This is a genomic window from Streptomyces sp. NPDC048481 (assembly GCF_043200075.1).
Taxonomy (GTDB): domain Bacteria; phylum Actinomycetota; class Actinomycetes; order Streptomycetales; family Streptomycetaceae; genus Streptomyces.
The window spans coordinates 923,494-949,400 of sequence record NZ_JBICXC010000002.1 but is presented as its reverse complement, the minus strand read 5'-3'; the positions used below and the strand labels follow the sequence as shown (position 1 = coordinate 949,400).

General features: G+C 72.9%; 23 protein-coding genes. 15 read left to right on the top strand and 8 right to left on the bottom strand.

Going from position 1 to position 25,907, the window contains the following annotated elements:
- Positions 1–14 precede the first annotated feature (14 nt).
- A complete protein-coding gene (locus ACGFSH_RS10460) occupies positions 15–1,502 on the top strand; it encodes an ATP-binding protein (RefSeq protein WP_393346998.1) in 1,488 nt (495 codons plus the stop codon).
- 113 nt (positions 1,503–1,615) lie between these two features.
- A complete protein-coding gene (locus ACGFSH_RS10455) occupies positions 1,616–4,060 on the top strand; it encodes a SpoIIE family protein phosphatase (protein ID WP_393346848.1) in 2,445 nt (814 codons plus the stop codon).
- A 64-nt stretch (positions 4,061–4,124) separates the two neighbouring features.
- On the opposite strand, the gene ACGFSH_RS10450 is transcribed toward ACGFSH_RS10455, so the two are convergent.
- Complete coding sequence (locus ACGFSH_RS10450; protein ID WP_393346846.1) at positions 4,125–4,988, bottom strand: SAM-dependent methyltransferase; 864 nt, start codon at positions 4,986–4,988, stop codon at positions 4,125–4,127.
- Positions 4,989–5,122: 134 nt separating this feature from the next.
- A complete protein-coding gene (locus ACGFSH_RS10445; protein ID WP_393346844.1) occupies positions 5,123–5,446 on the bottom strand; it encodes an SHOCT domain-containing protein in 324 nt (107 codons plus the stop codon).
- A gap of 164 nt (positions 5,447–5,610) precedes the next feature.
- Here ACGFSH_RS10445 and ACGFSH_RS10440 point away from each other — a divergent pair, with 164 nt between their 5' ends.
- Both ACGFSH_RS10440 and ACGFSH_RS10435 read left to right on the top strand, forming a co-directional pair.
- Positions 5,611–6,036: a hypothetical protein gene (locus ACGFSH_RS10440; RefSeq protein WP_393346842.1), complete on the top strand. Its 426-nt coding sequence runs from the start codon at positions 5,611–5,613 to the stop codon at positions 6,034–6,036.
- Positions 6,037–6,434: 398 nt separating this feature from the next.
- On the top strand, positions 6,435–6,806 hold the full coding sequence (locus ACGFSH_RS10435) for a hypothetical protein (protein ID WP_393346841.1): 372 nt from the start codon (positions 6,435–6,437) through the stop codon (positions 6,804–6,806).
- A 58-nt stretch (positions 6,807–6,864) separates the two neighbouring features.
- On the opposite strand, the gene ACGFSH_RS10430 is transcribed toward ACGFSH_RS10435, so the two are convergent.
- Positions 6,865–7,290 carry a DUF6325 family protein gene (locus ACGFSH_RS10430; RefSeq protein ID WP_393346996.1) on the bottom strand — a complete coding sequence of 142 codons (426 nt, stop codon included), beginning with the start codon at positions 7,288–7,290 and terminating at the stop codon, positions 6,865–6,867.
- Positions 7,291–7,535: 245 nt separating this feature from the next.
- Between ACGFSH_RS10430 and ACGFSH_RS10425 the strand changes: the two genes are divergently transcribed.
- Positions 7,536–8,870, top strand: a complete 1,335-nt coding sequence (locus ACGFSH_RS10425; RefSeq protein ID WP_393346839.1) for a hypothetical protein — start codon at positions 7,536–7,538, stop codon at positions 8,868–8,870.
- A gap of 121 nt (positions 8,871–8,991) precedes the next feature.
- Here ACGFSH_RS10425 and ACGFSH_RS10420 read toward each other — a convergent pair whose 3' ends face one another.
- The gene (locus ACGFSH_RS10420; RefSeq protein ID WP_393346837.1) at positions 8,992–9,642 is read right to left on the bottom strand and encodes a GAP family protein; all 651 of its coding nucleotides are present in this window, start codon (positions 9,640–9,642) and stop codon (positions 8,992–8,994) included.
- 200 nt (positions 9,643–9,842) lie between these two features.
- Here ACGFSH_RS10420 and ACGFSH_RS10415 point away from each other — a divergent pair, with 200 nt between their 5' ends.
- The 3 genes from ACGFSH_RS10415 (at position 9,843) to ACGFSH_RS10405 (ending at position 14,351) form a co-directional block, all read left to right on the top strand.
- Positions 9,843–10,820 (top strand): YhjD/YihY/BrkB family envelope integrity protein, encoded by a 978-nt coding sequence (locus ACGFSH_RS10415; RefSeq protein WP_393346835.1) that lies wholly within the window; start codon positions 9,843–9,845, stop codon positions 10,818–10,820.
- Positions 10,821–10,997: 177 nt separating this feature from the next.
- Positions 10,998–12,416: a DUF2252 domain-containing protein gene (locus ACGFSH_RS10410; RefSeq protein ID WP_393346833.1), complete on the top strand. Its 1,419-nt coding sequence runs from the start codon at positions 10,998–11,000 to the stop codon at positions 12,414–12,416.
- Between the two features lie 30 nt (positions 12,417–12,446).
- Positions 12,447–14,351 carry a glycoside hydrolase family 15 protein gene (locus tag ACGFSH_RS10405; protein WP_393346831.1) on the top strand — a complete coding sequence of 635 codons (1,905 nt, stop codon included), beginning with the start codon at positions 12,447–12,449 and terminating at the stop codon, positions 14,349–14,351.
- On the opposite strand, the gene ACGFSH_RS10400 is transcribed toward ACGFSH_RS10405, so the two are convergent.
- The 4 genes from ACGFSH_RS10400 to ACGFSH_RS10385 all read right to left on the bottom strand — a co-directional run bounded on the left by ACGFSH_RS10400 (position 14,299) and on the right by ACGFSH_RS10385 (position 17,478).
- Entirely contained in the window at positions 14,299–15,636 is a 1,338-nt protein-coding gene (locus ACGFSH_RS10400) for a chloride channel protein (RefSeq protein WP_393346829.1), read from the bottom strand. The two genes, ACGFSH_RS10405 and ACGFSH_RS10400, sit on opposite strands and share 53 nt — an antisense overlap.
- A gap of 220 nt (positions 15,637–15,856) precedes the next feature.
- Positions 15,857–16,498, bottom strand: coding sequence for a DUF305 domain-containing protein (locus ACGFSH_RS10395; protein ID WP_393346827.1), 642 nt, complete (start codon positions 16,496–16,498; stop codon positions 15,857–15,859).
- Between the two features lie 84 nt (positions 16,499–16,582).
- A complete protein-coding gene (locus ACGFSH_RS10390; RefSeq protein WP_393346994.1) occupies positions 16,583–17,044 on the bottom strand; it encodes a DUF6153 family protein in 462 nt (153 codons plus the stop codon).
- The gene (locus ACGFSH_RS10385; RefSeq protein ID WP_010353923.1) at positions 17,041–17,478 is read right to left on the bottom strand and encodes a hypothetical protein; all 438 of its coding nucleotides are present in this window, start codon (positions 17,476–17,478) and stop codon (positions 17,041–17,043) included. The genes ACGFSH_RS10390 and ACGFSH_RS10385 overlap by 4 nt, the downstream gene beginning before the upstream one ends.
- A gap of 590 nt (positions 17,479–18,068) precedes the next feature.
- On the opposite strand from ACGFSH_RS10385, the gene hemL reads away from it, so the two are divergent.
- From hemL to ccsB, 7 genes are all read left to right on the top strand, one after another.
- Complete coding sequence (hemL, locus tag ACGFSH_RS10380) at positions 18,069–19,388, top strand: glutamate-1-semialdehyde 2,1-aminomutase (RefSeq protein WP_393346825.1); 1,320 nt, start codon at positions 18,069–18,071, stop codon at positions 19,386–19,388.
- On the top strand, positions 19,385–20,098 hold the full coding sequence (locus ACGFSH_RS10375; protein ID WP_393346823.1) for a histidine phosphatase family protein: 714 nt from the start codon (positions 19,385–19,387) through the stop codon (positions 20,096–20,098). The genes hemL and ACGFSH_RS10375 overlap by 4 nt, the downstream gene beginning before the upstream one ends.
- A 159-nt stretch (positions 20,099–20,257) precedes the next feature.
- Positions 20,258–21,607, top strand: a complete 1,350-nt coding sequence (locus tag ACGFSH_RS10370) for a hypothetical protein (RefSeq protein WP_393346821.1) — start codon at positions 20,258–20,260, stop codon at positions 21,605–21,607.
- Between the two features lie 66 nt (positions 21,608–21,673).
- Positions 21,674–22,306, top strand: coding sequence for a TlpA family protein disulfide reductase (locus ACGFSH_RS10365; RefSeq protein WP_393346818.1), 633 nt, complete (start codon positions 21,674–21,676; stop codon positions 22,304–22,306).
- Between the two features lies 1 nt (position 22,307).
- Positions 22,308–23,078 carry a cytochrome c biogenesis CcdA family protein gene (locus ACGFSH_RS10360; protein WP_393346816.1) on the top strand — a complete coding sequence of 257 codons (771 nt, stop codon included), beginning with the start codon at positions 22,308–22,310 and terminating at the stop codon, positions 23,076–23,078.
- A gap of 3 nt (positions 23,079–23,081) precedes the next feature.
- Positions 23,082–24,794, top strand: coding sequence for a cytochrome c biogenesis protein ResB (locus tag ACGFSH_RS10355; RefSeq protein ID WP_393346814.1), 1,713 nt, complete (start codon positions 23,082–23,084; stop codon positions 24,792–24,794).
- A complete protein-coding gene (gene ccsB / locus ACGFSH_RS10350) occupies positions 24,791–25,894 on the top strand; it encodes a c-type cytochrome biogenesis protein CcsB (RefSeq protein WP_393346812.1) in 1,104 nt (367 codons plus the stop codon). Before ACGFSH_RS10355 ends, ccsB begins: the two co-directional genes overlap by 4 nt.
- The last annotated feature ends 13 nt before the right edge of the window (positions 25,895–25,907 follow it).

The window sequence follows — 25,907 nt, the reverse complement described above, 5'->3', positions numbered from 1 at the left end:
CGGGCGTGAGCGGTCTGCGCCGGGTGCGCCGGGCGCTGTCCCGGCCGCGGCCGAAGCTGGTGTCGCTGCGCACCACGTTCGCGGTGTCCTTCGCGGCCGTGACCGCCGCCGTCACCGTGCTCGTCGGCGTCCTGTCGTACTCGGCGGCCGCCCGGCTGGTGCGGGTCGACCAGGAGTCGGTGTTCGACGAGGTCGTGCAGGACCTGCGGGACGAGGTGCGCGACCACCGGATGGCGCCGCAGGACTTCTCCTCGGCCGCGCCCGGACACGACATCGTGCGGCCGGCCCGCACGGACGTGCAGGTCCTCGGAGCGGACGGTTCGGTCGTGGACGGCGGCAGCCCCGGACTGCCGGTCGTGGCCGCGGACCGCGCGGCCGCGGCCGCGCCGGCGGCCGGCGCGATGACCGTCCACAAGGACGTGGACGTCGGCAGCGACGTCTACCGCATCGCGACGGTCTCGCTGGGCGGCGGCCGCGGCGCGGTGCAGGTGGCGCAGGAGTTCAGCGACACCGAGGACCTGCTGCGGGCGCTCCAGCAGCGCACCCTGATCCTGATGACGGCCGTCGTGACGGCCGCCGGTCTGTTCGGCTGGTGGCTGGCCCGGCGCATCACCCACCGGCTGGTCATCCTCACCACCGCCGCCGAGGACGTCGCCCGCACCCGCCGTCTGGGCGTGCAGGTGCCGGTCACCGGACACGACGAGGTGGGCCGCCTCGGCCGTGCCTTCGACCGCATGCTGGGCCGCCTCGCCCAGTCGGAGGAGGACCAGCGCCGGCTCGTCCAGGACGCGGGCCACGAACTGCGCACCCCGCTGACCTCGCTGCGGACGAACATCTCCCTGCTGCGCCGGATCGACGAGCTGCCGCCGGACACCCGCGACGAACTGGTCGCCGACCTCACCCAGGAGGCCCGCGAGCTGACCGACCTGGTCAACGAGCTGGTCGATCTCGCGGCCGGCCAGTCGGACGCCGAGCCGCCGCGCAGACTGGACCTCGCCGACGTCGCGGAGGAGGTCGCGGGACTGGCCCGGCGCCGCACCGGGCGGCAGGTCCTGATCCGGGCGAGCGGCGACACCACCGTCCACGGGCGGCCGGCGATGCTCCAGCGGGCCGTGTCCAACCTGGTGGAGAACGCGACCAAGTTCGACCGCGACGGGCGTGCGCCGGTCGAGATCGTCGTCACCGGGCCCGCCCGTCCGGGCGTCGTGCGCGTCGAGGTCCGCGACCGGGGGCCCGGCATCGCCGAAGCCGACCTGACCCGCGTCTTCGACCGCTTCTACCGGGCCGCCGACGCCCGCTCCCTGCCGGGCTCCGGGCTCGGCCTGTCGATCGTCCGCGAGGTGGCCCTGGCGCACGGGGGAGCGCCGTTCGCCTTCCGCCGCGCGGGCGGCGGCACGGTGATCGGCTTCACGGCGGGCGGCGGCCTCCCCGACCGCGCGCCGGACGGCGACCGCGCCCACGACCGCCGCGCCCGCGACCACCGCGACCGCCTCCAACCCTGACGCCCGGCTCCGCCCCAAGGGCCCTCCCGTCGGGCGGAGGTCGGGGGCTTGAGGTCGGAAAAGGGTGGGAATAATACGAGATGCGTGCTTACGCGGGAAAGCGAGATGAGTATGTGAGTGACGCATCGGACGCCGTCGGTGAACCGCTCACCGCCCGCGTCACCGTCGACGGACAGGGCGCCGTGACCGGCTGGAACGACGGGGCCGCACGGCTGCTGGGATACGCCCCGCGGGAGATCCTCGGCCGTCCGGCCGCGACGCTGCTCGCCGACGGGTCCACCGCGGCGGACCTGCGGCCGTCGCCGGGGCTGCCCCGGTGGCAGGGCACGCTCGCCCTGCGCCACCGCGACGGCCGCCGCCTGGAGGCCAGGGTCCTGGCACACCGCCGCACGGGGGACCAGGGGGACCGCGGCTGGTTCCTGGTCGCCGCCCCGGCCGTGCCGCCCCGGCCCGAGGACGACGCGCTGATGCGCTGGGGCTTCCTGCGGTCGCCGTCGTGCGCGACCTCCGTCTACGACACCGACCTGCGGCTGCGCCGCTCGAACCGGACCGCGCTGGACGCCCTGGGCCTGACCGAGGAGGAGCTGCGCGGGCTGCGGATGACGGACGTCCTGCCCACGCCGCTGTCACAGGAGGTCGAGCGGCGGATGCGGCAGACCCTGGAGACCGGCGAGCCGCAGTACGTCGAGAACCATGCGCGGGCCCCCGGCGAGCCCCGCGAGCACGCCTGGTCGGTCCACCTCCACCGGGTCGAGGACCCGGACGGCCGGGTCCTGGGCGTGGCCGCCACCGGGCACGACATGACGGAGCAGCACCGGGCCCGCGAACGCCTCCAGCTGATCGCGGAGGCCAGCTCCCGGATCGGCGGCACCCTCGACGTGACGCGGACGGCGCAGGAGCTGGCGGACGTGGCGGTGCCCGGCCTCGCCGACTTCCTCAGCGTCGACCTGCTGACCTCGTTCGAGCAGGGGCACGAGGAGCAGACCTCGACCGGCGGCCCGCTGCTGCTGCGGCGCGTCGCCCACCAGTCGGTGCTGCCGGGCGCCCCCGAGGCCGTCCTCGCCCTCGGCGACGTGGACGAGTACCCGGAGGGCTCCCCGCCGGCGGAGAGCCTGCGCACCGGGCGGGCCGTGCGGCGCCGGATCGACGCGGCCGCGCTGCCGCAGTGGGTCGTCGGGGACGCGCTGCGCGTCGCCCGCGTCCACGACTACGGCTTCCACTCGCTGATGGCCGTGCCGCTGTCGGCGCGCGGCACCACGCTGGGCGTCGTCGTCCTCGCCCGGCACCGGCGCCCGGACCCCTTCCAGGTGGACGACCTCGTCCTCGCCGAGGAGCTGGCGGCCAGAGCGGCGGTCTGCATCGACAACGCCCGGCGCTACACCCGCGAACGCGCGACGTCGGTCGCCCTCCAGCGCAGCCTGCTGCCGCAGCGGCTGCCCGAGCAGTCCGCGGTGGAGGTGGCCTCCCGCTATCTCCCGGCCGACGTGCGGGCCGGGGTGGGCGGCGACTGGTTCGACGTCATCCCGCTGTCCGGGGCGAGGGTCGCGCTGGTCGTCGGCGACGTGGTGGGGCACGGCATCCACGCCTCGGCGACCATGGGACGGCTGCGCACCGCCGTGCGTACTCTCGCCGACATCGACCTGCCCCCCGACGAACTCCTCACCCACCTCGACGACCTCGTGGGCCTGCTGGCCACCGGCACCGACGCGCTCGGCGACCCGGAGACGGCCGGGGACGTCGGGGCGACCTGTCTGTACGCCGTCTACGACCCGCTCGTGCGGCGCTGCACCCTGGCCAGGGCGGGCCACCCGCTGCCCGCGGTGGTGACCCCGGACGGCGAGGTGGAGCTGCTGGCCCTGCCGGCCGGGCCGCCGCTCGGACTGGGCGGGCTGCCCTTCGAGTCGCTGGAGGTCGACCTGCCCGAGGGCAGCCTGCTGGCCCTCTACACCGACGGCCTGATCGTCTCGCGCTCCCACGGCGGCGACGGCGAGAGCGGCGGCGGTGCCGCCGACGTCGACGACGGGACCTCCCGGCTGTGCCGGGCCCTGGCCGCGCCCGCGGCCTCGCTCGACGCGGTGTGCGACTCGGTCCTCGCCGACCTGATCCCCCGGCTGCCCTCCGACGACGTGGCGCTCCTCGTCGCCCGCACCCGGGCGCTCGACCCCTCCCGCATCGCCACCTGGGACGTGGCGTCGGACCCCGCCGCGGTCGCCGAGGCCCGCAAGCGGGCCGTCGACCAGCTGGAGGCCTGGGGGCTGACCGACGCCGCCTTCGTCACCGAACTGATCGTCAGCGAGCTGGTCACCAACGCCATCCGGCACGGCCGGCCGCCCGTGCAGCTGCGCCTCATCCACGACCGCGCGCTCATCTGCGAGGTCTCCGACGGCGGCGGCACGGCCCCCCACATGCGCCGGGCCCGCACCTACGACGAGGGCGGCCGCGGTCTCCTCCTGGTCGCCCAGCTGAGCCGGCGCTGGGGCACCCGGCCCGGCGCCAAGGGCAAGACGATCTGGGCGGAGCAGACCATCGACGGCCCGCCCGGCGGCCCCTGGCTCTGAGCCCCGGCCCACCGGCCCGCGCCCGTGCGTCCGGCTCTGCCCGCGCGCGTGCTCCGGGGGAAGGTCAGCCGTTCTTGCGGGCCACGCCGCCGTAGATGCCGATCGGCGGGTCGTCCGCCCGCGGGGGCTCGTCGGGGCGCCAGTCCGGGACGGGGACCAGGCCCGGCTCGACCAGGTCGAGGCCGCCGAAGAACCGCAGGACGCGGGCGTGACCGCGCGGGTTCATGGTGGCGGTCGCGTTCCGGTAGACGTTCACCGCGTCCTCGCGGGAGTCGTCGTGGAGGTCGAGCGTCGCGTGGGACAGCACGAGGTGGGAGCCCGCCGGCAGCGCGTCGAGCAGCGTGGCGACGACGGCGTCCGGGTCGTCCTCCTCGGTCAGGAAGTGCAGGACGGCCACCAGCAGCAGGGCCACCGGCTCGTCGAAGTCGACGACCCTGCGCACCTCGGGGTGGTCGAGGACGGCCCGCGGATCGCGCAGGTCGGCCAGGACGACGGAGGTCAGCTCGTCGTCGTCCAGCAGGCTCCGCGCGTGGGCGCTGACGATCGGGTCGTTGTCGACGTAGGCCACCCGGGTACCGGGGGCGACGGCACGCGCCGTCCGGTGCACGTTGGGCTCGGTCGGCAGGCCGGTGCCGATGTCCAGGATCTGCCGCACCCCGCCCTCCCCGACGACGTGCCGCACGGCGCGGTGCATGAAGCGCCGGTTCGCCCGGACGGCGAGCCGGACCTCGGGGGCCGCCCGGATGAACCGCTCGGCGGCTTCCTGGTCGACCTCGTAGTTGTCCTTGCCGCCGAGGAAGTAGTCGTACATGCGGGCGGGATGCGGCTTGCTCGTGTCGATCGCCGGTGACGGGACGGCCGCCCGTGACGTGCCGGGCACCGGTCGCGTGCCGGCGCCGTCGGCGTCGCCGCCGCGAGGAAGGGTCATGCTGCCTGGCTCCGCCCTGGACTGGGTGTCCTGCCGCCGGACGAACCGGGAGGGTGACTGTCGGGACCTCATCCTGACATGCCGTCGGGGAAGCCCAACCCCCGCCTGTGCCAATGCAGTTGACCGGGAGCGGCTCAGCCCAGGAGCCGGCGCTTCTGTTCCGCGAACTCGTCCTCCGTGAGCACCCCCTGCTGCCGCAGCTCGCCGAGCTGCTTGAGCTGCTCGATCCGCTCGCCGAGATCGTCCGGCCGCTGCGGGGCCGCCTGCGGCTGCCCGTAACCCTGCGGCTGCCCGTATCCCTGCTGCTGTTGCTGTCCATAGGGCTCCGGCGGGGCTTCCCGGTAACCCTCCTGGGCCGCCCAGCGCCCCTGCTGACGGCGTGACACACGGTTGGAGACGGCGGTCGCCGTACCCGCGACGACCGCGGTGCGGGCGACTCCGCGAAGAAGACCCGGCATGGCGCTTCCCCTTTCGTCCATAGGTCGTTCCATTGGACCACCGAACCCGGCCCGCCGCGAATTCCGCCCGATCTGCCGATTACGGCATCTGGTGGCACGCTGGAGTTGTGTCCACGACCGGGCGGTCGTCCCGGCGTCGAGGCCCAGTTGAAGGAGCCCGCAAAATGGCCACACAGAGCACCGGAATGCACCGGACCTCCGCCCGCGGAATGGGTGAGGTGTCCGGCTGGACGGTTTTCGCCGCGATCATGATGATGTTCGGCGGCGTTCTGGCGATATTCGAGGGAATATCCGCCATCGCGAAGGACGACGTGTTCGTCTCCACCCGCAATTTCACCTTTCAGTGGAGCCTGACCAGCTGGGGCTGGCTGCACCTCTCGCTCGGCATCGTCGTGGTGCTGGCGGGTATGGCCCTGTTCAGCGGGGCGATGTGGGCCCGCGTCGTCGGTATCACCGTGGCGGGCCTGAATCTGATCGCCAACTTCGTGTGGCTGCCCTGGTATCCGTTCTGGGCCATCACGCTGATGGTCATCGACGGATTCGTGATCTGGGCCCTGTGCGTCGGCCCTCGAAAGGAACGCGCCATGTGACCGCCGGTCCTGCGGGAATCGCGCCGTCCTGCTCCGGCCGCACCTCCGGGTGCGGCCGGAGGTGCGGGTCGGTGAATTCCGCGCGAAGGCGGCGGACCGGTGAGGGCGAGGAAACAAAATGGTGACCCGCATTCATCACAGGCGGCCTCGGCCCGGTCGGTCTTCGTCGCCGTCGGGCCCGCCTGCTTTTCCCCGCCGTGCCCGCCCTCTCGCGGCCTTCGGCTTCTCCCTCTCCGCCCTCTTCCGTCGCCCCGGCACTTCGCGTTCCGCGGCTCGTCCTGCGGTGACGGTCAGCCGGGCGGTCCCGCTCGGGATGCCGACGGCCGCGGGTCCCGGCAGCCTGGGGCCAAGAGGCCGCGGTTCCGCGCCGGCCTCCCCGACAGACGAGGACCGTCGCCATGATCCGTCGCAGTCGAGCCCGCCGACGCGCGGGAGCCGTCCTCCTGCTGCTGGCCGTCGCCGGTTGCAGCAACGGTTCCGCCCTCGGCACGATCGAGTACACGGGCCCCGGCGGACGGATCGTGAAGATCCAGAGCCCGTCCCACGAGGGATGCCACCGCCTGCCGGGCGGCGCCCGCAGCGTGCGCAACCACACCCTCGACGACATCCGGCTGTACGCGAACGAGTCGTGCGTGCTGACGGAGGCCGGTGACGACCAGCGCGGCCGCACCGGCGGAGAGAGCTTCTATCTCGGGACGCAGTCGTCCGTAGCGTTCACCCCGGGTCAGTCCCTGTGGCGCAGCTACTCCGTCGTCGGCGGAGGCGCCTGAGCCCGCCCGGCCCGGGGTCCGCGAAGGATCGCTTCCCGCGAAGAACCGCTCGGACGGTTCAGCCCGAGGCGGCCTCGGTCGCCTCCAGTGCGGCGAGGAGCGCCTGGACGGGCAGCCGCCCCGACGCGACCAGCTGGGCTCCTCCCCGGCGCAGGGCGGCGGCGAAAGGCGCGGCCCACAGGTTCTCGTACACCAGCAGCGCGGCGGAGTTGCCGGGTTCGACGGCCGCCGCGGCCGCCTCCAGGTCGTCGCGGCCCAGCAGGCCGGACCGCGCGCCCTCGAAGACGGCGAGGTCGAGCCGGCCGTCGCCGGTGAGGTCCGCGATCTCCAGGGCGGTCACCGAGCCGTCGGCGTCCTTCCTGACGAACGTCAGGTCGAGGATCCGGATGATGCCGCGGTCCACGAGGTCCACCAGCAGCGGGAAGCCCTCACCCGTCATCCGGTTGCCGGGAAACTCCACCACCACGTAGTCGACGGGCCCCATCTCGTCGATGGGCTCGCCCTGCTCGTCCGGCCCGGCCGGCGGTGTCTGCTGCGTCAGGTCGCTCTGCTCGCTCACGGCTTCACCTCTGGTGCTGGTGCTGTGCTGGTGTCGTTGCTGTCGCGCGGGCCCCCGGACTGCCATTGCACCACCGGGCAGGGGCCGCCGCACCCGGTGTCCGCGGTCTTCGTTCACCCGGCCGGACCGCCCGGCTCGCCGGGCCGTCCCCCCGGCGTTCTCCTCGAGGCATGACTGGCAGCGATGCGCCCCCGCCCCGCCCCGAGGACCCCTACGGCGGCTCCGCCGAGAAGGTCCGGATCGCGGAACAAGCCGGTGAGCTGGAAGAACTGCGTCGGCGGCTGGGCGAGTTGGAGAGCGGACGCCATCCGCACCGGCACTGGTGGCGCGGGCTGGGGGCGACCCTGCTGATCGTGGTGGCGTCCCTGCTGTCCCTGCTGGCCGTGGTCGCGGTCTGGGCGAACAGCATCGTCCGCGACACCGACCGCTACGTGGCGACGGTGGCGCCGCTGGCCTCCGACCCCGACGTCCAGCGGGCCGTCACCACCCGCGTCACCGACGTCGTGCTCCGGCAGATCGACGTCGACGCACTGGTCGACCAGCTGAGCCGGGCCGCGTCGCAGCAGGGCGTGCCGCCGAAGGCCGCGGACCTGATCAAGAACCTGAGCGGCCCGATCGACAGCGGACTCAAGGAGCTGGTGAGCGGCACCGTGATGCGGGTCGTTTCCGGGCCCGCGTTCGAGAAGATCTGGACGGACGCCAACCGGCGCGCCCACAGCGCCGTCGACAAGGCGCTGACCGGCTCGGGCGGCGGCGCCGTGCAGGTGCGCGACGGCCAGGTCGCCATCGACGTGGCGCCCGTCGTCGCCGAGGTGAAGGAACGGCTCGTCGACTCCGGCCTCGCGGTGGCGGCGAAGGTACCCGACGTGCACACGGACTTCGTCGTGGTGCAGAGCAAGGACATCGGCAAGATCAAGTCGTATCTGAGGGTGCTCCAGATCCTCGGCAACTGGCTGCCGGTCGTGGCGGTGCTGATCGCCGCCGCGGGCGTGTTCCTGGCCGTCCACCGGCGGCGGGCGCTCATCGGGGCCGCGATCGGGGTGTTCCTCGCCATGGTGCTGCTGGGCGTGGTCCTCGCCGTGTTCCGCGCGGTGTACCTCGACCACCTGCCGCCCGCCGCGAACTCGGACGCGGCGGGCGCCGTCTACGACGCGCTGGTGCGGTTCCTGCGGTCCAGTATCCGGGCGGTGGGTGCGCTGGCCCTGGTCACGGCCCTGGGCGCGTTCCTGGTGGGCCCCTCGCGGCCGGCCGTGTTCGTCCGGCACTTCTGCGGCAAGGGGATCGGCGCCGGACGGGACGTGGCGACTTCGGCGGGGCTTCGGCTGGGTCCGGTGGGCGGGTTCGTGCACCGCTTCAAGGGATGGATCGGGGCGGCGATCCTGCTGGTGGCCGCGGTGGTCCTGTTCACCTGGAGCTATCCGACCATGGCGGTCGTGGTGTGGACGGCGGTGATCGTGCTGGCCGCCTTCGCCCTCCGCGAGTTCCTGGACACCGGCGAGGCGTAGGTTCGGCGGTTCCACGCCGCGCGTACGCGTGCCGTGCGCCCTCTGCCCGCGCCGACGCGCGCCGCGCGTACGGGACCGCTGCCGTGTGGGCCGCGCGTACGCGATCGCTGCATGTGTGTGCTCACTCGCCGGACGTCAGTTGGTAGATGCTCCGGGCCACCAGGAACAGCCCCACGCCCAGCAGCAGCACGACGAGCGCCTGGTCCTGGTGGGTTTGCAGCCAGACCCGCAGCCGGCCGAGGCGCAGCCGGGAGGCGTCGGGGGCGAAGGCCGTGTAGACCTCCATCGCCAGGAGGCTGCTGGTGGCGAGCAGGCAGTAGCCGAACAGGGCCGCGAACGAGGACGCGTGGGACAGGTCGGCGTCCACCACGGTCGCCGCGCCCGCCGCCACGAGCCCCCACGGCTGGAGCAGCGGTCCCAGCGCCGCCGCCTCCCACAGCGAGATCCGGTCGAGCCGCGCCATCATCCCGCCGGCCGGCCGCGGCCGGGGCCCCCGGCGATGCCGGCGCACCCCGTACCAGACCAGCGCCATGCCGACGGCGAGCTTGACGGCCGTCGAGGCGGTGGAGGGCGCGGACCGGGGGGCCGGGGGTTTCCCGCCGGTCGTCAGCAGCACCGCGGCGATGACGGCCACGAAGCAGGCGAGCCAGGCGAGGACGAACGCCAGTCCCTTCCACAGGCCCCGGCGTGCCGCCAGCACGAGGACGAACGCGGTCACCGACAGCGGGAAGACGGCGATCGCGAGGGCGATGACCACCAGGTCAAGAACCATGGCCGCCCCTGCGGCCGCCTGCATTCACCTCCTCATCGTCGGCGGCGGAGCCGGGCCGCACAACTTCACGCGGCGGGCGGGCCCCGGGCCGCCCGCGCTGCCGTGCCCCGGCCTCCGCCCGCCCCGCGCGCCTCACCCGTTCGGCCCTCGCCGGGGTTCCGCCACGGGCCGTGGGGGCCCGCTGCGGGCACGCTGGCAGCATGCAGCCTGGCGCGCGCCCCCGACGGGACCGTCCGGCGTCCGCGTCGCGCCGCGGGCGGTGGCGGGCGCGGGGCGCGGCGGTCGCGGCCCGGGCGCGTGCGCTGCGGGCCCGGGCCGAGCGCCGTTTCCCGGTGATCACGCATCTGATGACGCATCTGATCTCGGTCAACGTGCTGGACTCCGCGACCCGCCTGGCCGCGCAGACGTTCCTCACCGCCGTGCCGCTGCTGTTCGTGGCCGCGGCGATCGCCCCGCAGGCGCTGCGGGAGCAGTTCGTCGACTCCGTCAGCGACGTCTTCGGACTGACCGGGGACGCCAAGCAGCAGCTGGAGCAGGTCTTCGAGGGGGACACGACCGAACTGCGCCAGACCACCGGGGTCGTCAGCGGGCTGATGGTGCTGATCTCGGCCACCGCGTGCAGCCGGGCCATGCAACGGCTCTGCCAGCGGGCCTGGGGGCTCCCCAAGGCCGGCGCGCGGTCCGTCGCCTGGCGCTGGGTCGTGTGGCTTCCCGCCTGGCTGGTCATGATCGCGGTGCAGGGCACCCTGCGGGACGGCTTCGGCCTCGGGCTGTGGCTGGGCCTGCCGCTGCTGCTGATCGCCGAGACCGGCCTGTGGTGGTGGACGCAGCACCTTCTGCTCACCTCGCGCGTGCCGTGGCTGCCGCTGCTGCCGGGCGCGCTCCTCGCCGGCACCGCCCTGAGCGTCCTCACCTCGGCCGCGCACCTGTACGTGCCCAGAGCGCTGGAACACAGCCTCCAGCGGTACGGCTCGCTGGGCGCCGTCTTCACGCTGCTGTCGTGGCTCATCGCGCTGTGCGTGACGATGACGCTGTGCATCACGGCCGGAGCGGTCTTCGCCCAAGAGCCCGCCGTGGCGCGCCGCCTGGGCGGACCCGGGTCGCCGCCCCCCGCCACCGGCGATACGTTGGAAGACGGACAGCGGCCGACCGGTCCTCGGCCGCCCCGGGACGCGTGAAACCGTCGGCCGCGCTTCAGCCCACCGGCCACCCGTGAACCCGCCGGCCGCGCTCGTGCCCGCCGGCCACTCCTCCATCCGCCGGCCGGGCGCGCGTTCGCCGGCCGCCGCCGCACGGCGTCCGCGGCGACGGCCGCTCCCCGCGCCCCCCGGCGACCACATCGTGGAGCGTCTGCCATGAGCGAGAACCACCCCACCGGCCACGAACTGCGCCATCGCACCCCGAAGGAGCGCGCCCATCGCGGCAAGTCCGCCCGGTCCGAGGTGCCGAGGTCCGCGCACGCCGAGTTCGCGCCGGCGCCCGGACGCGCCGACCCGGTGGACGTCATCGAGGCGCAATCGGCGAAGAGGCTCCCCGACCTCGTGCCGATCCGCTACGGGCGGATGAGCGAGTCGCCCTTCCGCTTCTACCGGGGAGCCGCCGCCATCATGGCCGCGGACCTCGCCGGAACGCCCCGCACCGGGATCCGGGTCCAGTGCTGCGGCGACGCGCACCTGCTGAACTTCCGGCTGCTGGCCTCCCCGGAGCGGCGGCTGATGTTCGACATCAACGACTTCGACGAGACCCTGCCGGGCCCGTGGGAGTGGGACGTCAAGCGGCTCGCGGCGAGCCTGGTCATCGCGGGCCGCGCCAATGGCTTCAGCGCCAAGGAACGGGCCTCGGTGGTGCGCACGGGGGTGCGCTCGTACCGCGAGCGGATGCGGGAGTTCGCCGGCATGGGCAATCTGGCGGTCTGGTACACCCGCTTCGAGGCGGACGGACTGCAGGAGGCGTTCGCACCCCGCCTGGACGCCGACACCCGCCGGCGCTGGGACGCCACCCGCGAGAAGGCCCGCTCGCGCGACACGCTCCAGGTCTTCGAAAAGCTCACCCACGTCGTCGGCGGACAGCGCAGGATCGCCGACGACCCGCCCCTCCTGGTCCGACTGGAGAGCCTGCTGCCGAAGGCGGAGAGCGGCGCGCTGGAGACCGAGATCAGCCGTCTCGTCGAGCGGTACAGCCGGTCGCTTCAGTCGGACCGCCGCTTCCTGCTGGAGACCTACCGCGTCGCCGACGTCGCCCGCAAGGTCGTCGGCGTGGGCAGCGTCGGCACCCGCTGCTGGATCGTGCTGCTGCTCGGCAAGGACGGCGAGGACCCGCTGTTCCTCCAGGCGAAGGAGGCCGACGAGTCCGTGCTGGCCCCCTACGCGGGCGCCTGCCGGTTCCGCACCCAGGGCGAGCGGGTCGTCGCCGGGCAGCGGCTGATGCAGGCGACCAGCGACATCTTCCTGGGCTGGGAGCGCACCACGGGCATCGACGGCCGGCGCCGCGACTTCTACGTCCGCCAGCTCAGGGACATGAAAGGCATCGCCGTGACCGAGAACATGTCGCCGAAACGGATGTCCCTGTTCGCCTGGCTGTGCGGGGCGACCCTGGCCCGTGCCCACGCCCGTTCCGGCGACCGCATCGCGATCGCCGCCTACCTCGGCGGCGGCGACGTCTTCGACCGGGCCCTCGCGGCCTTCGCCGAGCTGTACGCGGACCAGAACGAGAAGGACCACCGGGCCCTCCTCGACGCGGTCGGGGCGGGCCGCGTCCCCGCCCGGTCGGCGTGAGACGACGTCGGCGACCAGAGGGAGACCATGATGGACCGTTACCCGCCCATCGCCGAGCACGGGCTGATCGGGGACCTCCAGACGGCCGCGCTGGTGACGTCGGAGGGGGTGATCGACTGGTTCGCGGCCCCGCGCTTCGACTCGCCCAGCGTCTTCGCGTCCCTGCTGGACCACGACGGCGGCGGCCACTTCCTGTTCGCGCCCCTCCACGGCGAGATGACGCGCCGTCAGATCTACTACCCGGACAGCGCCGTGGTGGTGACGCGTTTCCTCTCCCCGGACGGGGTCGGCGAGGTCATCGACCACATGCCCGTCATCCGCGCCCGGACGCCGTCGGACCGGCACACGGTGGTGCGGATCGTGCGGACCGTGCGCGGCACCGTGCGCTTCGCCCTGGAGTGCCGTCCGCGCTTCGACTACGCCCGCAGCGATCACACCCTCGACCTGACCGGCGCGAACGGCCGGCCCGGAGGAAGCGGCGGGGACGGTGGAAGCGGCGGGGACGGCGGCGGAGGCGGGGGCGGCGGGACGGTGGCGAGCGCGGTCTTCCGCGCCCCGGCCGCGACCGCGTATCTCCAGGCCACGTTCCCGCTGGAGCGGGACGGGCGCGACGTGCGGGGCACGGTCACCCTGGAAGCCGGCCGGTCGGCGGCCGCCGTCTTCACCGTCTGCGACCCCGACGGTGAGGCCCCGCCCCCGCCGACCGCGGACTCGCTCACCGCGCAGATGTGGGACGACATCGACTTCTGGCAGCGCTGGGTGCGCACGTCCCGCTACCGCGGCCGCTGGCCGGACATGGTGAACCGCTCGGCCATCACCCTCAAGCTGCTCACCTACGCCCCGACCGGCGCCCCGGTCGCCGCCGCGACCATGGGGCTGCCCGAGCAGGTGGGCGGCGAACGCAACTGGGACTACCGCTACACGTGGGTGCGCGACGGCTCGCTGTCGGTGCGGGCCCTGCTGGACCTGGGCTTCGTGGAGGAGGCCGACCAGTTCGTGCACTGGCTGGGGGAGCGGCTCGCGGCCCGGGAGGGCGCGACCGGGGAGCCGTTGCAGATCATGTACCGGGTCGACGGGGACCCCTGCCTGACGGAGGAGACCCTCGACCACTTCGAGGGCTACCGCGGCTCACGTCCGGTGCGCGCCGGCAACGCGGCCACCGAGCAACTCCAGCTCGACATCTACGGCGAGGCCCTCTACGCCATGTCCGAGGGCATCGAGCAGATCGGCCGGCAGGTGGGCTACCACGGCTGGCGGGGCCTGGCCCGCCTGATGGACTGGCTCTCGGACCACTGGGACCGCCCCGACGAGGGCATCTGGGAGACCCGCGGCGGCCGCAAGGACTTCACCTACAGCCGGGTGATGTGCTGGGCCGCCTTCGACAACTGCGTCAAGCTCGTGGAGGAGTTCCGGCGGCCGGGCGACACCCAGCGCTGGATCCGGGCCCGCGACGCGATCCTCGAACAGGTCATGGAGCGCGGCTGGAGCGAGGAGAAGCAGGCGCTGGTCCAGCACTACGGCGGCGACGTCCTGGACGCCTCGCTGCTGCTCGCGCCCCGCGTGGGCTTCATCGCGCCGCGCAGCCCCGGCTGGCTGTCGACGCTGGACGCCATCGACCGCCGGCTCGTCTCGGACAGCCTCGTCTACCGCTACGACCCGGCCGCCTCACCCGACGGACTGCGCGGCTCGGAGGGCACCTTCAGCCTGTGCACCTTCCTGTACGTCGACGCCCTGGCACGGGCCGACCGTCTCCCGCAGGCCCGCTACACCTTCGAGAAGATGCATACCTACGCCAACCACGTCGGGCTGTTCGCGGAGGAGATCGGCCCCAGCGGCGAGCAACTGGGCAATTTCCCGCAGGCGTTCACCCATCTGTCGCTCATCATGGCCGCGACGACCCTGGACGAGGCCCTCGACCGGCTGGCGGCCCGCTGACCGCCGGCCCGCTCGCCGCGGGGCCGCCGAACGCCGGGATGTCCGGCCCCTGCGGAAGCAGCTGCGTCACCGCGAAGGACACCACCGTCGCGAGCACCACGAGCGCCACCGTGTCCACGTTGCCCAGCAGCAGCACGACCAGCACCGCGCCGCTGACGGGCAGCCGCAGGGCCGCCGTGACGGACGCCGCCATCCCGGCCGCCATCGCCGGCACCAGGCCGAGACCGGGCAGCGGCGCGAGGAGGGCGCCGGCCGCCCCGCCGAGGAACAGCGCGGGAAACACGGGGCCGCCGCGCAGGCTGCCGAGACAGAGCGCGTAGGCGAGCCCCTTGAACACCAGCACCGCCACGAGCGCGCCAACCGACCAGGCGGCCGCGTCCCGCGCCAGAGCGGCCAGGGCGTTCTCGCCGGACAGGGCGGCCTCGGCGGGGGAGCGGCCGGTGGAGACGGAGTAGAGGGCGGTGCAGCCGGCCGCGCCGAGCGCGCACAGCGTGGTGGTGCGCACCGTCCACGACGTCACGAAACCGGCGGTGAGCCGTCCGGCCACGAAGATCCAGTGGATCAGGAACGCGAGGGCCGGGGCGATCAGCAGCGTCCAGAGGATGTCCGCCCAGTCCAGCGGCGGCGGCGTGGGCAAGCCGATGTCGAGGCTGCCGGTGTGCAGGCCCGTCCAGCGGACGAACCCGGTGAAGACCAGGTCGCCGACCCCGCTGGCGAGCAGCACCGGCAGCATCACCGCGAACAGCTGCGGTCCGCCGACCCCGGCCACCTCCATCAGCAGGACCGCGCCCACCAGCGGATTGCCGAAGAGCGCGGAGACCGCCGCGGCGGCGCCGGCCGCCCCGAGCAGGGCGGTGCCCGCCTCCGTCCGCGGGGCCCGCGCGAACCGCGCGAAGAGCAGGGCGAGGCCGCCGCCCAGGGCGATCAGCGGCGCCTCCGGGCCGAGCACCGCGCCGAGCGGCAGCCCGACGAGCGCGGCGACGAGCACCCCGGGCAGCGCCCTGTCATCGGCCCCGCCGGAGTGCAGTCCGCCCGCGGGGATGTGCCCGCCCCGCCCGGGCAGCCGTGAGACCACCAGCCCCACGACCGCGCCTGCCACCGCCAGCAGGGGGAAGCCCCACCACCACGGGGCCCGTGTCCAGCCCAGGTCCTCGGGCCAGTCCGTCCAGATCAGCCGCTCCAGCTGGTCGAGCACCACGAGGAACCAGAAGGCGATCAGGGCCACGGGAACGCCGATCAGGCCGCAGAACACGAGCGCCTTGAGGTATTCGGGCCGGCGCAGCATCGTCCGCAGCAGATCGGCCTCCGGCGGCTGACTCGCGGCGGGCGCGGCGGGCGCCTCCGGTCGCGTCCCGGCGATGGGGGCCTCCTCGGCTCGTCGATCCGGCGGGATACCCCACCGAACCCGGACATTTCGCAACGAGGCTATCCGCCCGCTCCCGTCCGGGGAGGGACCGGCGCGGGCCACAAGGGCCGCACGCCGCTCCCTCCCCGGCCTGCGCGGGTCAGCGCTTGCCGAGGATCCGGTTCATCTCCGCGATCTCGGCGGTCTGCGCGGTGACGACGGAGCCGGCCATGGTCCTGGCCGGACCGTAGGCGCCCTTGCTCTTCTCGACGGCTGCCATGTCGACGGCGCCCTGGTGGTGGCGGACCATCATGGTCAGGAACAGGGTGTCGAACTCCTTGCCGGACGCCTTCGTGAGGCGGTCCATGTCGGCGGCGCCCATCATGCCGGGCATCGCCGTCCCGCCCGAGTGGTCCATGCCGGGCATCGACCCGGCCATGGAGCCGGACTTCGCCGGGACCTTCTCGCCCCACGCGGTCAGCCAGCCGCTCATGGCCGTGATCTCCGGGTTCTGCGCCTTCTCGATGCGCGAGGCGAGGTCCTCGACCTGGGCGGAAGCGGTGCGGCCGGCGGCCAGCTCCGCCATCTCCAGGGCCTGCCGGTGGTGCGGGATCATGCCCTGCGCGAAGGACACGTCCTGCCGGTTGTGCGCGTCGGCGGCGGCGGACGAGGACGACGGGGCGGCCGGGGCGGACGACGCCTCGCCGTCGCCGCCCGTCCCGCAGGCGGCGAGGGTGAGCGCGGCGGCGGCGCAGACGGCCGCCAGGGTCGCGCGGCGGGTCAGGGAACGGGTGGTGCGCATGCTGAAGCTCCTGTTGTGCCGGGGAAACGGATCCGGACGTGCCGAGGGGCACCGCGTCGTCGTACGGGCGACGCGGTGCGGTGTCTAGATCCGCAGGAGCTGGAGTTCCGCCTGCGTGGGCGGCGCGCGGGCGCCGTCGGGGGCGCCGTCCGCGCGGGGGCGCAGCGGCGCGGCCGGTGCGCGGCCGGCCACGGGGTCGGGGACGAGGGCGGGCAGCGCGGGCGCTCCGCTCACCGCGGCCGCCGCGCAGGTCGCGTCGGCGTGATGGAGATGTCCGCCGCCGCAGTCCCCGCCGTCCCCGGCGCAGTCGTCGTGCACGCCGACCGTGCCGGCCGCGTTCACCGCGAGGGCCGCGGTCTGTTCGACGGCCGCGTTCTGTGCGACGGCATGACCGGCGGCGGTGCGGCTGCCCGGGTGCCCGTGCCCGACCCCGCCGGGCGCCAGGGCGTGCATGGCCAGCAGTCCGGCCAGCACCGCGAAGGCGAGCAGGCCCCACCGCCACCGTCGCCCGGCCGCGGGGGGAGCCGCCGGACCGGTCCGCGTCAGGGCCACACCAGGCAGTACGGCTGGTGTCCCGCCTCGTGCAGCCGGTGCGAGAAGTCCTGCCATTCGTGCAGGAGCTGGTAGACGTTGAAGGCGTCGCGGGGGCCGCCGCGGTCGGGGACCGTGGACCAGATGAAGGCCGCCGCGCCGACCGCTTCCTCGCCGATGTCGCGCAGGGGGTCGACGACCGTCATGGGGAGCTTGACGACGGCGTAGTCGGGGTGGAGGACGACCAGCTCCAGCGGGGGCACCTTGTGGAGGGGGACGCCTTCGATGCCGGTCAGCACCATCGCGGCCATCGTCTCCGGCTTGATCTTGGTGAACATGCCGTTCATGCCCAGCTCGTCGCCGCCGAGCTCCTCGGGGCGCATCGAGATCGGGACGCGGGCCGCCGTGGCGCCGTCGGGCGCGCCGAAGTACTTGTACGTCACCCCCACCCGACCACCGTTCCCGCTCCCCGCCCCAAGGCGGTCGACCCGCTGGTCGACTCGCCGGTCGACCCGCTCGGGTTCACTCGGTACACCCTGTGCCTGCGTCTGCCGGGCTTCGTTGACTTCCTCCGCGTCGCGCCGGTGCCTTCCCCGCCGGGCACGTCGAGGACCCAGGTCGTCAGTCCCCTCGCCCAGTCCGCCACCGCGATGCATATCTCCACCCGACTGCTTTTCTAGGACGCGTGGCCCCCGCCGCGCAACCCGATCATCGTGTCAGTGACCTCCCCCACGGCCGCTCGCCGAAACGTGCGGTGAAACACCTGTCCGCAGGATCTTCGCAGCCCCTCGACACACGGTCGCAGAGAGCTACGTCTGTCAGGCCCGTTCCGACTCAGTTTCGCAGATGGCGGAGGGGCCGGCCGCGCGGGCGGCGGAGCGGGCGCGCGGCGGGCGGCAGGAAGGGACTGGCCGTGCGGTCAGTAGGGGCGGGACGCCCCGCACGGCCCCCGTGGGTCGCGAGGGGCGCTGGCCTACCCTGGGAGGGCACTGGCAACCGGAGTCCAGCAAGTCGGAAAAGGTCGGAGAAGCCGCAGGTCATGAGCGAACTGCCCTATTCATACGATGCGCCCCTCTCGCAGGCGTTGTTCGACCGTGCGTCCGCCGTCACGCCGGGCGGGGTGAACTCGCCGGTGCGCGCGTTCCGCGCCGTGGGCGGAACGCCCCGGTTCATGGTGTCCGGCGCCGGCCCGTATCTGACGGACGCCGACGGGCGCGAGTACGTCGACCTCGTCTGCTCCTGGGGGCCCATGATCCTTGGGCACTCGCACCCCGAGGTCATCGCGGCCGTGCAGGAAGCCGTCTCGCGCGGCACGTCCTTCGGCACGCCCGGCGAGGGCGAGGTCGCGCTCGCCGAGGAGATCGTGGCCCGGGTGGAGCCGGTGGAGCAGGTGCGGCTGGTCTCCAGTGGCACCGAGGCCACCATGTCCGCGATCCGGCTCGCCCGCGGCTTCACCCGGCGCTCCAAGGTGATCAAGTTCGCCGGCTGCTACCACGGGCACGTCGACTCGCTGCTCGCCGCCGCGGGGTCCGGCGTCGCCACCTTCGCGCTGCCCGACACCCCCGGTGTCACGGGCGCCCAGGCCGGCGACACCATCGTCCTGCCGTACAACGACCTGGAGGCCGTGCACGAGGCCTTCCACCGGCATCCGGGCGAGATCGCCTGTGTGATCACCGAGGCGTCGCCGGGCAACATGGGCGTCGTGCCGCCGATGCCCGGCTTCAACCAGGGCCTCAAGGACGCGTGCGCCACCAACGGCGCGCTGTTCATCTCGGACGAGGTCATGACCGGGTTCCGGACCTCGCGCGCGGGCTGGTTCGGGATCGACGGGGTGCGGCCGGACCTCATGACCTTCGGGAAGGTGATGGGCGGCGGCTTCCCCGCGGCCGCGTTCGGCGGGCGCGCCGACGTGATGGCGCACCTCGCGCCCGCCGGGCCGGTCTACCAGGCCGGCACGCTCTCGGGGAACCCGGTCGCCACGGCCGCCGGTCTCGCGCAGCTCCGGCTCCTCGACGACGCCGCGTACGCCAGGGTGGACGCCGTGTCCGAGCAGATCCAGGCGCTGGTGTCCGGCGCGCTGGCCAAGGAGGGCGTGGCGCACACGCTCCAGAGCGCCTCCAACATGTTCTCCGTCTTCTTCACGGACCGGCCGGTGCGCGACTACGACGACGCCAGGACGCAGGAGTCGTTCCGCTACACCGCCTTCTTCCACTCGCTGCTGGCGGACGGCGTCTATCTGCCGCCGTCGTCCTTCGAGTCCTGGTTCGTGTCCACGGCCCACGACGACGCGGCCGTCCAGAGAATCGCCGACGCCCTTCCGGCGGCGGCCCGAGCGGCTGCGGAGGCCACCGCGGAATGAGCACCTTCGACAAGAACGACGCCGGCCAGGACATCACCGTCGTCCACCTCATGCGGCACGGCGAGGTGCACAACCCCGACGGGGTCCTCTACGGCCGTCTCGACGGCTACCACCTGTCCGACCTGGGCCGGCGGATGGCCGACCGGGTGGCCGAGCACCTCGCCTCCCGTGACGTCACGCACGTCGTCGCCTCGCCGCTGGAGCGGGCGCAGGAGACGGCCACCCCGATCGCCAAGGCGCACGGCCTGGACCTGGGCACGGACGCCCGGCTGATCGAGGCGGAGAACGTCTTCCAGGGCAAGACGTTCGGCGTGGGGGACGGGGCGCTGCGCAGGCCGGAGAACTGGAAGCACCTCGTCAACCCGCTGCGGCCGTCCTGGGGCGAGCCGTACATCGACCAGGTCGTGCGGATGATGGGCGCGCTGGACGCGGCCAGGGACGCGGCCCGCGGTCACGAGGCGGTCCTCGTCAGCCACCAGCTGCCGATCTGGACCGTGCGGTCCTATGTCGAGCGGCGGCGGCTGTGGCACGACCCGCGCAAGCGGCAGTGCACGCTCGCGTCGCTGACGACGTTCACGTACCGGGGCGACCGGATCGTGTCCGTGGGGTACACCGAGCCCGCCATCGACCTGGTGCCCGCTCACCTCCGCGCGGGCGCCAAGCCGGTGAAGGGACGGGCCCCCGGCGGCGGCAAGGCGTTCGGGGCGTAGGCTCCGCTCGCCCAGTCACGACCGAAACCGGATGACCGATCAGCGGCCTGAATCGACCGCTCTGTTACGGAATCCGGACGTATTGGCGGAACCTCCTCGTTCGTCATGTCCTCTGAATGGGTGACGTGCCCACCAGAGAACGTGACGAACGGGGTTGCCATGCGCGCCATCACCCGAAGGGGAGCACTCGGACTCGGCGCCGGTGCCGCCGCTGCCGCAGGACTCGTGGGCTGCGGCGGCCTCACGGGTTCGGACGAGCCGTCCGGCAAGGGCGGTTCCGGCCACGGCAAGGACTCCTCCGGCGGCCCGAAGCCGAAGGCGTCCGCCCGTCCGATAGGCGACGGCTCGACGTCGTTCACCGGCAAGCAGCCCCACCAGCCCGCCAAGCCCGTGCCGCTGGAGGCCGGTCAGGAGCCGCCCCAGTTCGTCGTCTTCTCCTGGGACGGCGCGGGCGAGGTCGGCAACGGGCTCTTCCCGCGCTTCCTCGACCTCGCCAAGGAGCACGGCGCGAGCATGACGTTCTTCCTCTCGGGGCTGTACCTGCTGCCCGAGTCGAAGAAGCGGCTCTACGACCCGCCGAACAACCCGCGCGGCGCCTCCGACATCGGCTACCTCTCCGACGACCACGTGAAGGCCACGCTCGCGAACGTGCGCCGCGCCTGGCTCGAAGGGCACGAGATAGGCACCCACTTCAACGGCCACTTCTGCGGCGAGGGGCACGGCTCGGTCGGCAAGTGGACGCCCGCGCAGTGGCGCAGCGAGATAGACCAGGCGAAGAAGTTCGTGAAGGAGTGGCGGACCAACACCGGCTGGACCGACCTGCCCTCGCTGCCCTTCGACTACGACAAGGAACTCGTCGGCGGCCGCACGCCCTGTCTGCTGGGCCAGGACAACCTGCTGACCACCGCCCGCACGCTCGGCTGGCGCTACGACGCCTCCTCGCCCGGCGGCAACCAGGTCTGGCCCAAGAAGAAGCAGGGCATATGGGACCTGCCGCTCCAGGCCATACCGTTCCCCGGGCACAGCTTCCAGGTGCTGTCCATGGACTACAACATCCTCGCCAACCAGTCGATCAACTCGACCAAGGCGCCCGCCCACAACTACCCGGGCTGGCGGAAGCAGGCCTCCCAGGCGTACATACAGGGATTCAAGCGGGCATACGAGTCGAACCGGGCGCCGTTCTTCATAGGAAACCACTTCGAGCAGTGGAACGGCGGCATCTACATGGACGCCGTCGAGGAGGCCTTCAAGCACATCGCGCGCGAGAAGGAGAAGGGCGCCGACGTGCGGCTGGTCTCCTTCCGGCAGTTCGTGGACTGGATCGACGTCCAGAAGCCGGAGATCCTCGACAAGCTGCGCACCCTGGAGGTCGGACAGCAGCCCGCCGGCGGCTGGAAGACGTTCCTCGCCGCGGGCTCCGCCACCGCCGGCACGTCCGCGGGCGCCACCGCCGGCAGCACCGGCGGCACGGGCGGCGCCGGCGCGAGCACATCCCCGAGCGCCGCCTGAAATGCGGTTCTCCCCCCGAAAGGGGGGCGGGCAAGATCCCCAGAACGGGCATGCGAAACTTTTCACATGAGTGCCGCCAGCCGCGCCCTTACGCGCTCGTCCGCCCGGGTCCGCCCGCGCCGTGCCGCCCTTACCACGGCGGCCGGCGGGGCCGTCGCCGCACTGCTGCTCTCCGCCTGCACCTCCGGGGGCGCCTCCGGAGGCGGCGGTGACACCAACTTCGTGATGGGCAAGGACGGCATCTCCACCGTCGAGCCGGGCAAGCGGGACGAGGCCCCCGACCTGTCCGGCAAGACCGTCGCCGGCGGACAGCTCGACATCAAGAGCTACCGGGGCAAGGTCGTCGTCCTCAACGTGTGGGGGTCCTGGTGCTCCCCGTGCCGGGCCGAGGCGCCGGGCTTCCAGAAGGTCTCCGCCGACCTCAAGGGTCGGGGCGTGCAGTTCGTCGGCATCAACACCCTCGACACCAGCAACAAGAACGCCCTGGCCTTCGAGAAGCAGCAGGGCATCACCTACCCCAGCCTGTCCGACCCCAAGGGCAAGCTGCTGCTGCGGTTCAAGAAGGGCACCCTCAGCCTCCAGGCCATCCCGTCCACGCTGGTCATAGACCGCAAGGGCAAGATCGCCGCCCGCTCGCTGGCCGCGCTCAGCGAGGAGAAGCTGCGCTCGATGATCTCCCCCGTCCTCGCGGAGAAGTGACGTGAGCGCTCTCACCACGCTCGCCGCCACCGGCTACAACGACACCGTCCTCAACGGCGCGTTGCTGGTCGCGCTCCCCATCGCCCTCCTCGGCGGTCTCGTCTCCTTCTTCTCGCCCTGCGTCCTGCCGCTCGTCCCCGGCTACCTCTCGTACGTCACCGGCGTCGCCGGAACCGACCTGGCCGACGCCCGCCGCGGGCGGATGGTCGCCGGAGCCTCGCTCTTCGTCCTCGGCTTCACCTTGGTGTTCGTCTCCAGCGGGGCCCTGTTCGGCTACTTCGGCGACACCCTGCGGGCCAACCAGGACGTGCTGTCCAAGGTGCTCGGCGTCCTCATGATCGTCATGGGCGCCTTCTTCATGGGCCTGATGCCCTGGATGACCCAGCGCGAGTTCCGCATCCACAAGCGGCCCGTGACCGGCCTCGTCGGCGCCCCGGTGCTGGGCGCCCTGTTCGGCATCGGCTGGGTGCCGTGCATCGGCCCCACCCTCGCCTCCGTGCTGGCCCTCTCCTCCCAGCAGGGCAGCGCCGGCCGCGGCGCCCTGCTGACCGTCGCCTACTGCGTCGGCCTCGGCGTGCCGTTCGTCCTCGCCGCCGTCGCCTTCCGCAAGGCGCTCGGCGCCTTCGGCTGGGTCAAGCGGCACTATGTCTGGGTGCTGCGGATCGGCGGCACCATGATGATCCTGACCGGCGTCATGCTGCTGACCGGTGCGTGGGATCGTCTCGTGCAGGACGTGCAGTCCTGGTCCGCCGGTTTCGATGTGGGGATCTGATCCATGAGCAAGACCACGCCCAGCGGGCCGGCCGAGGCCCCCGCCTCCGACGAGCAGGAACTCGGCGCGGCCGGCTCCCAGCTGTCCACGGCCCCCGTCGACACCCTCGCGAGCGCCCCCGGCCTCGGGGTGATCGGCTGGGCCCGCTGGTTCTGGCGGCAGCTGACCTCCATGCGGGTCGCGCTGCTGCTCCTGCTGCTGCTGGCGCTCGGCGCGATCCCCGGCTCGCTCATCCCGCAGACCGGCACCGACGAGACCAAGGTCGCCGACTTCCGCGCGGCCCACGGGACCCTCGCGCCGGTCTACGACAAGCTCGGCCTCTTCCACGTGTACAGCTCGGTGTGGTTCTCCGCGGTCTACATCCTGCTGTTCGTCTCCCTCATCGGCTGCATCGTGCCCCGCACCTGGCAGTTCGTCGGCCAGCTGCGCAGCCGCCCGCCCCGCGCGCCGGGGCGCCTGACCCGGCTGCCCGCCTACACCACCTGGCGCACCGGGGCCGAGCCCGAGCAGGTCCGCGAGGCCGCGCTCGCCCTGCTGAAGAAGCGCCGCTTCCGCTCCCACCTCGCCGGGGACTCCGTCGCCGCCGAGAAGGGCTACACCCGCGAGGTCGGCAACCTCGCCTTCCACATCGCGCTGATCGTGATGCTGGTCGCCTTCGCCTGGGGCCAGCTCTTCAAGGCCGAGGGCAACAAGCTGGTCGTCGAGGGCGACGGGTTCTCCAACACCCTCACCCAGTACAACGACTTCAAGTCCGGCAGCCTCTTCGACACCGACGACCTGAACCCGTTCAGCTTCACCCTGGACAAGTTCACCGGCACCTACGAGACGTCCGGCCCCAACACCGGCACCCCGCGCACCTACCAGGCCGCCCTCACCTACAGCGTGGGCGCCTACGGCAAGGACCGGAAGGCCGTCGTCAAGGTCAACCACCCGCTGGAGATCGCCGACTCGAAGGTCTACCTCACCGCCCACGGCTACGCGCCCGTCATCACCGTCCGCGACGGCAAGGGCGAGGTCGTGTACAGCGACGCCGTGCCGCTGCTGCCGCTCGACTCCAACGTCACCTCCACCGGCGTCGTCCGGGTCCTCGACGGCTACCGCAACGCCAAGGGCGTCACCGAGCAGCTCGGCATCTCGGCGTTCTTCCTGCCGACCTACACCAAGGGCATGGAGACGGCCTCGACGTTCCCGGCGCTCGGCAACCCGGTGCTGAACCTGACGCCGTACCACGGCGACCTCGGCGTCGACGCGGGCATCCCGAAGAGCGTGTACCAGATCGACAAGACCCACATGAAGGCGTTCAAGGACGCCAAGGGCGCGCAGCTGAGGGACAACCTCAGGCCCGGCGAGACCATGACCCTGCCCGGCGGGGCCGGCACGGTCACCTACGAGGGCACCAGGCAGTGGGCGAACTTCCAGGTCACCCAGCAGCCCGCGAGCGGCTGGGCGCTCACCGGCGCCCTCGTCGCGATCTTCGGTCTGGCCGGCTCCCTGTTCATCCAGCGCCGCCGCGTGTGGGTGCGCGCGGTGAAGGGCCCCGACGGGGTGACCGTCGTCGAGATGGCCGGCCTCGGCCGCAGCGAGTCCGCCAAGGTGCCCGAGGAACTCGGCGACCTCGCCGGGATCCTGTACGACCAGGCTCCCGGGGCCCCCGACCCCGGTCCCACGGATTCCCCCGACTCCCAAGCCGTACCTGCCGAAGGGGCTGAGAAATGACTCTCGCCGCCGCAACAGAGCTGGCCACCGCCACCAACGAGCATCTCGCGAGCATCAGCAACACGCTGATCTACTCCGCGATGGCCGTCTACACCCTGGCCTTCTTCGCGTACATCGCCGAATGGCTCTTCGGCAGCCGCAGCAAGGTCGGCCGCACCGCGGCCGCGCTCACCGCCGGGGCGAAGGCGGGCGCCGGCGCGGGTCCGGCCGTCACCGTCAGGCAGAACGGCGGGACGGCCGTCCTGGAGCGGCCGCAGATCGTCGTGCGTTCCACGGCGGGCGCGCGGGACGTGCCGGACGGGCCCGGCGCGCACGGCGGCGACGAGCAGGGCGACATGTACGGCCGGATCGCGATCTCGCTCACGGTCCTCGCGTTCCTCGTCGAACTCGTCGGCGTGGTCGCCCGCGCGGCCTCGGTGCAGCGCGCGCCGTGGGGCAACATGTACGAGTTCAACATCACGTTCTCCACGGTGGCCGTCGGCGTCTACCTCGCCCTGCTGGCGCTGCGCAAGAACGTGCGCTGGCTCGGCCTGTTCCTGATCACCACGGTCCTGCTGGACCTCGGCCTCGCGGTGACGGTCCTGTACACGGCGAGCGACCAGCTCGTCCCCGCCCTGCACTCGTACTGGCTCTACATCCACGTCTCCACCGCGATCTTCTGCGGCGCGGTGTTCTACGTCGGCGCGGTCGCCACGATCCTGTACCTGTTCAAGGACGCCTACGAGAACAAGCTCGCGAGCGGCGGCAAGCCGGGCGCGTTCGCCCACTCGGTCCTGGACCGTCTGCCCGCCTCCGCCTCCCTCGACAAGTTCGCCTACCGCGTCAACGCGGCCGTCTTCCCGCTGTGGACGTTCACGATCATCGCGGGCGCGATCTGGGCGGGCGACGCGTGGGGCCGCTACTGGGGCTGGGACCCCAAGGAGACCTGGTCCTTCATCACCTGGGTCGCCTACGCCGGCTACCTGCACGCCCGCGCCACGGCCGGCTGGAAGGGCCGCAAGGCCGCCTACCTGGCCCTGGTCGCCTTCGGCTGCTGGCTGTTCAACTACTACGGCGTCAACATCTTCGTGACGGGCAAGCACTCGTACGCGGGAGTCTGACAGCACAGGACGT

Bases quoted from the DNA above. Each gene is read 5' to 3' on its own strand.
- ACGFSH_RS10450 (WP_393346846.1), bottom strand. From the start codon at position 4,988: ATGACCCTTCCTCGCGGCGGCGACGCCGACGGCGCCGGCACGCGACCG.
- ACGFSH_RS10445 (WP_393346844.1), bottom strand. From the start codon at position 5,446: ATGCCGGGTCTTCTTCGCGGAGTCGCCCGCACCGCGGTCGTCGCGGGT.
- ACGFSH_RS10440 (WP_393346842.1), top strand. From the start codon at position 5,611: ATGGCCACACAGAGCACCGGAATGCACCGGACCTCCGCCCGCGGAATG.
- ACGFSH_RS10435 (WP_393346841.1), top strand. From the start codon at position 6,435: ATGATCCGTCGCAGTCGAGCCCGCCGACGCGCGGGAGCCGTCCTCCTG.
- ACGFSH_RS10430 (WP_393346996.1), bottom strand. From the start codon at position 7,290: ATGGGGCCCGTCGACTACGTGGTGGTGGAGTTTCCCGGCAACCGGATG.
- ACGFSH_RS10425 (WP_393346839.1), top strand. From the start codon at position 7,536: ATGACTGGCAGCGATGCGCCCCCGCCCCGCCCCGAGGACCCCTACGGC.
- ACGFSH_RS10420 (WP_393346837.1), bottom strand. From the start codon at position 9,642: ATGGTTCTTGACCTGGTGGTCATCGCCCTCGCGATCGCCGTCTTCCCG.
- ACGFSH_RS10415 (WP_393346835.1), top strand. From the start codon at position 9,843: ATGCAGCCTGGCGCGCGCCCCCGACGGGACCGTCCGGCGTCCGCGTCG.
- ACGFSH_RS10410 (WP_393346833.1), top strand. From the start codon at position 10,998: ATGAGCGAGAACCACCCCACCGGCCACGAACTGCGCCATCGCACCCCG.
- ACGFSH_RS10405 (WP_393346831.1), top strand. From the start codon at position 12,447: ATGGACCGTTACCCGCCCATCGCCGAGCACGGGCTGATCGGGGACCTC.
- ACGFSH_RS10400 (WP_393346829.1), bottom strand. From the start codon at position 15,636: ATGCTGCGCCGGCCCGAATACCTCAAGGCGCTCGTGTTCTGCGGCCTG.
- ACGFSH_RS10395 (WP_393346827.1), bottom strand. From the start codon at position 16,498: ATGCGCACCACCCGTTCCCTGACCCGCCGCGCGACCCTGGCGGCCGTC.
- hemL (WP_393346825.1), top strand. From the start codon at position 18,069: ATGAGCGAACTGCCCTATTCATACGATGCGCCCCTCTCGCAGGCGTTG.
- ACGFSH_RS10375 (WP_393346823.1), top strand. From the start codon at position 19,385: ATGAGCACCTTCGACAAGAACGACGCCGGCCAGGACATCACCGTCGTC.
- ACGFSH_RS10370 (WP_393346821.1), top strand. From the start codon at position 20,258: ATGCGCGCCATCACCCGAAGGGGAGCACTCGGACTCGGCGCCGGTGCC.
- ACGFSH_RS10365 (WP_393346818.1), top strand. From the start codon at position 21,674: ATGAGTGCCGCCAGCCGCGCCCTTACGCGCTCGTCCGCCCGGGTCCGC.
- ACGFSH_RS10355 (WP_393346814.1), top strand. From the start codon at position 23,082: ATGAGCAAGACCACGCCCAGCGGGCCGGCCGAGGCCCCCGCCTCCGAC.
- ccsB (WP_393346812.1), top strand. From the start codon at position 24,791: ATGACTCTCGCCGCCGCAACAGAGCTGGCCACCGCCACCAACGAGCAT.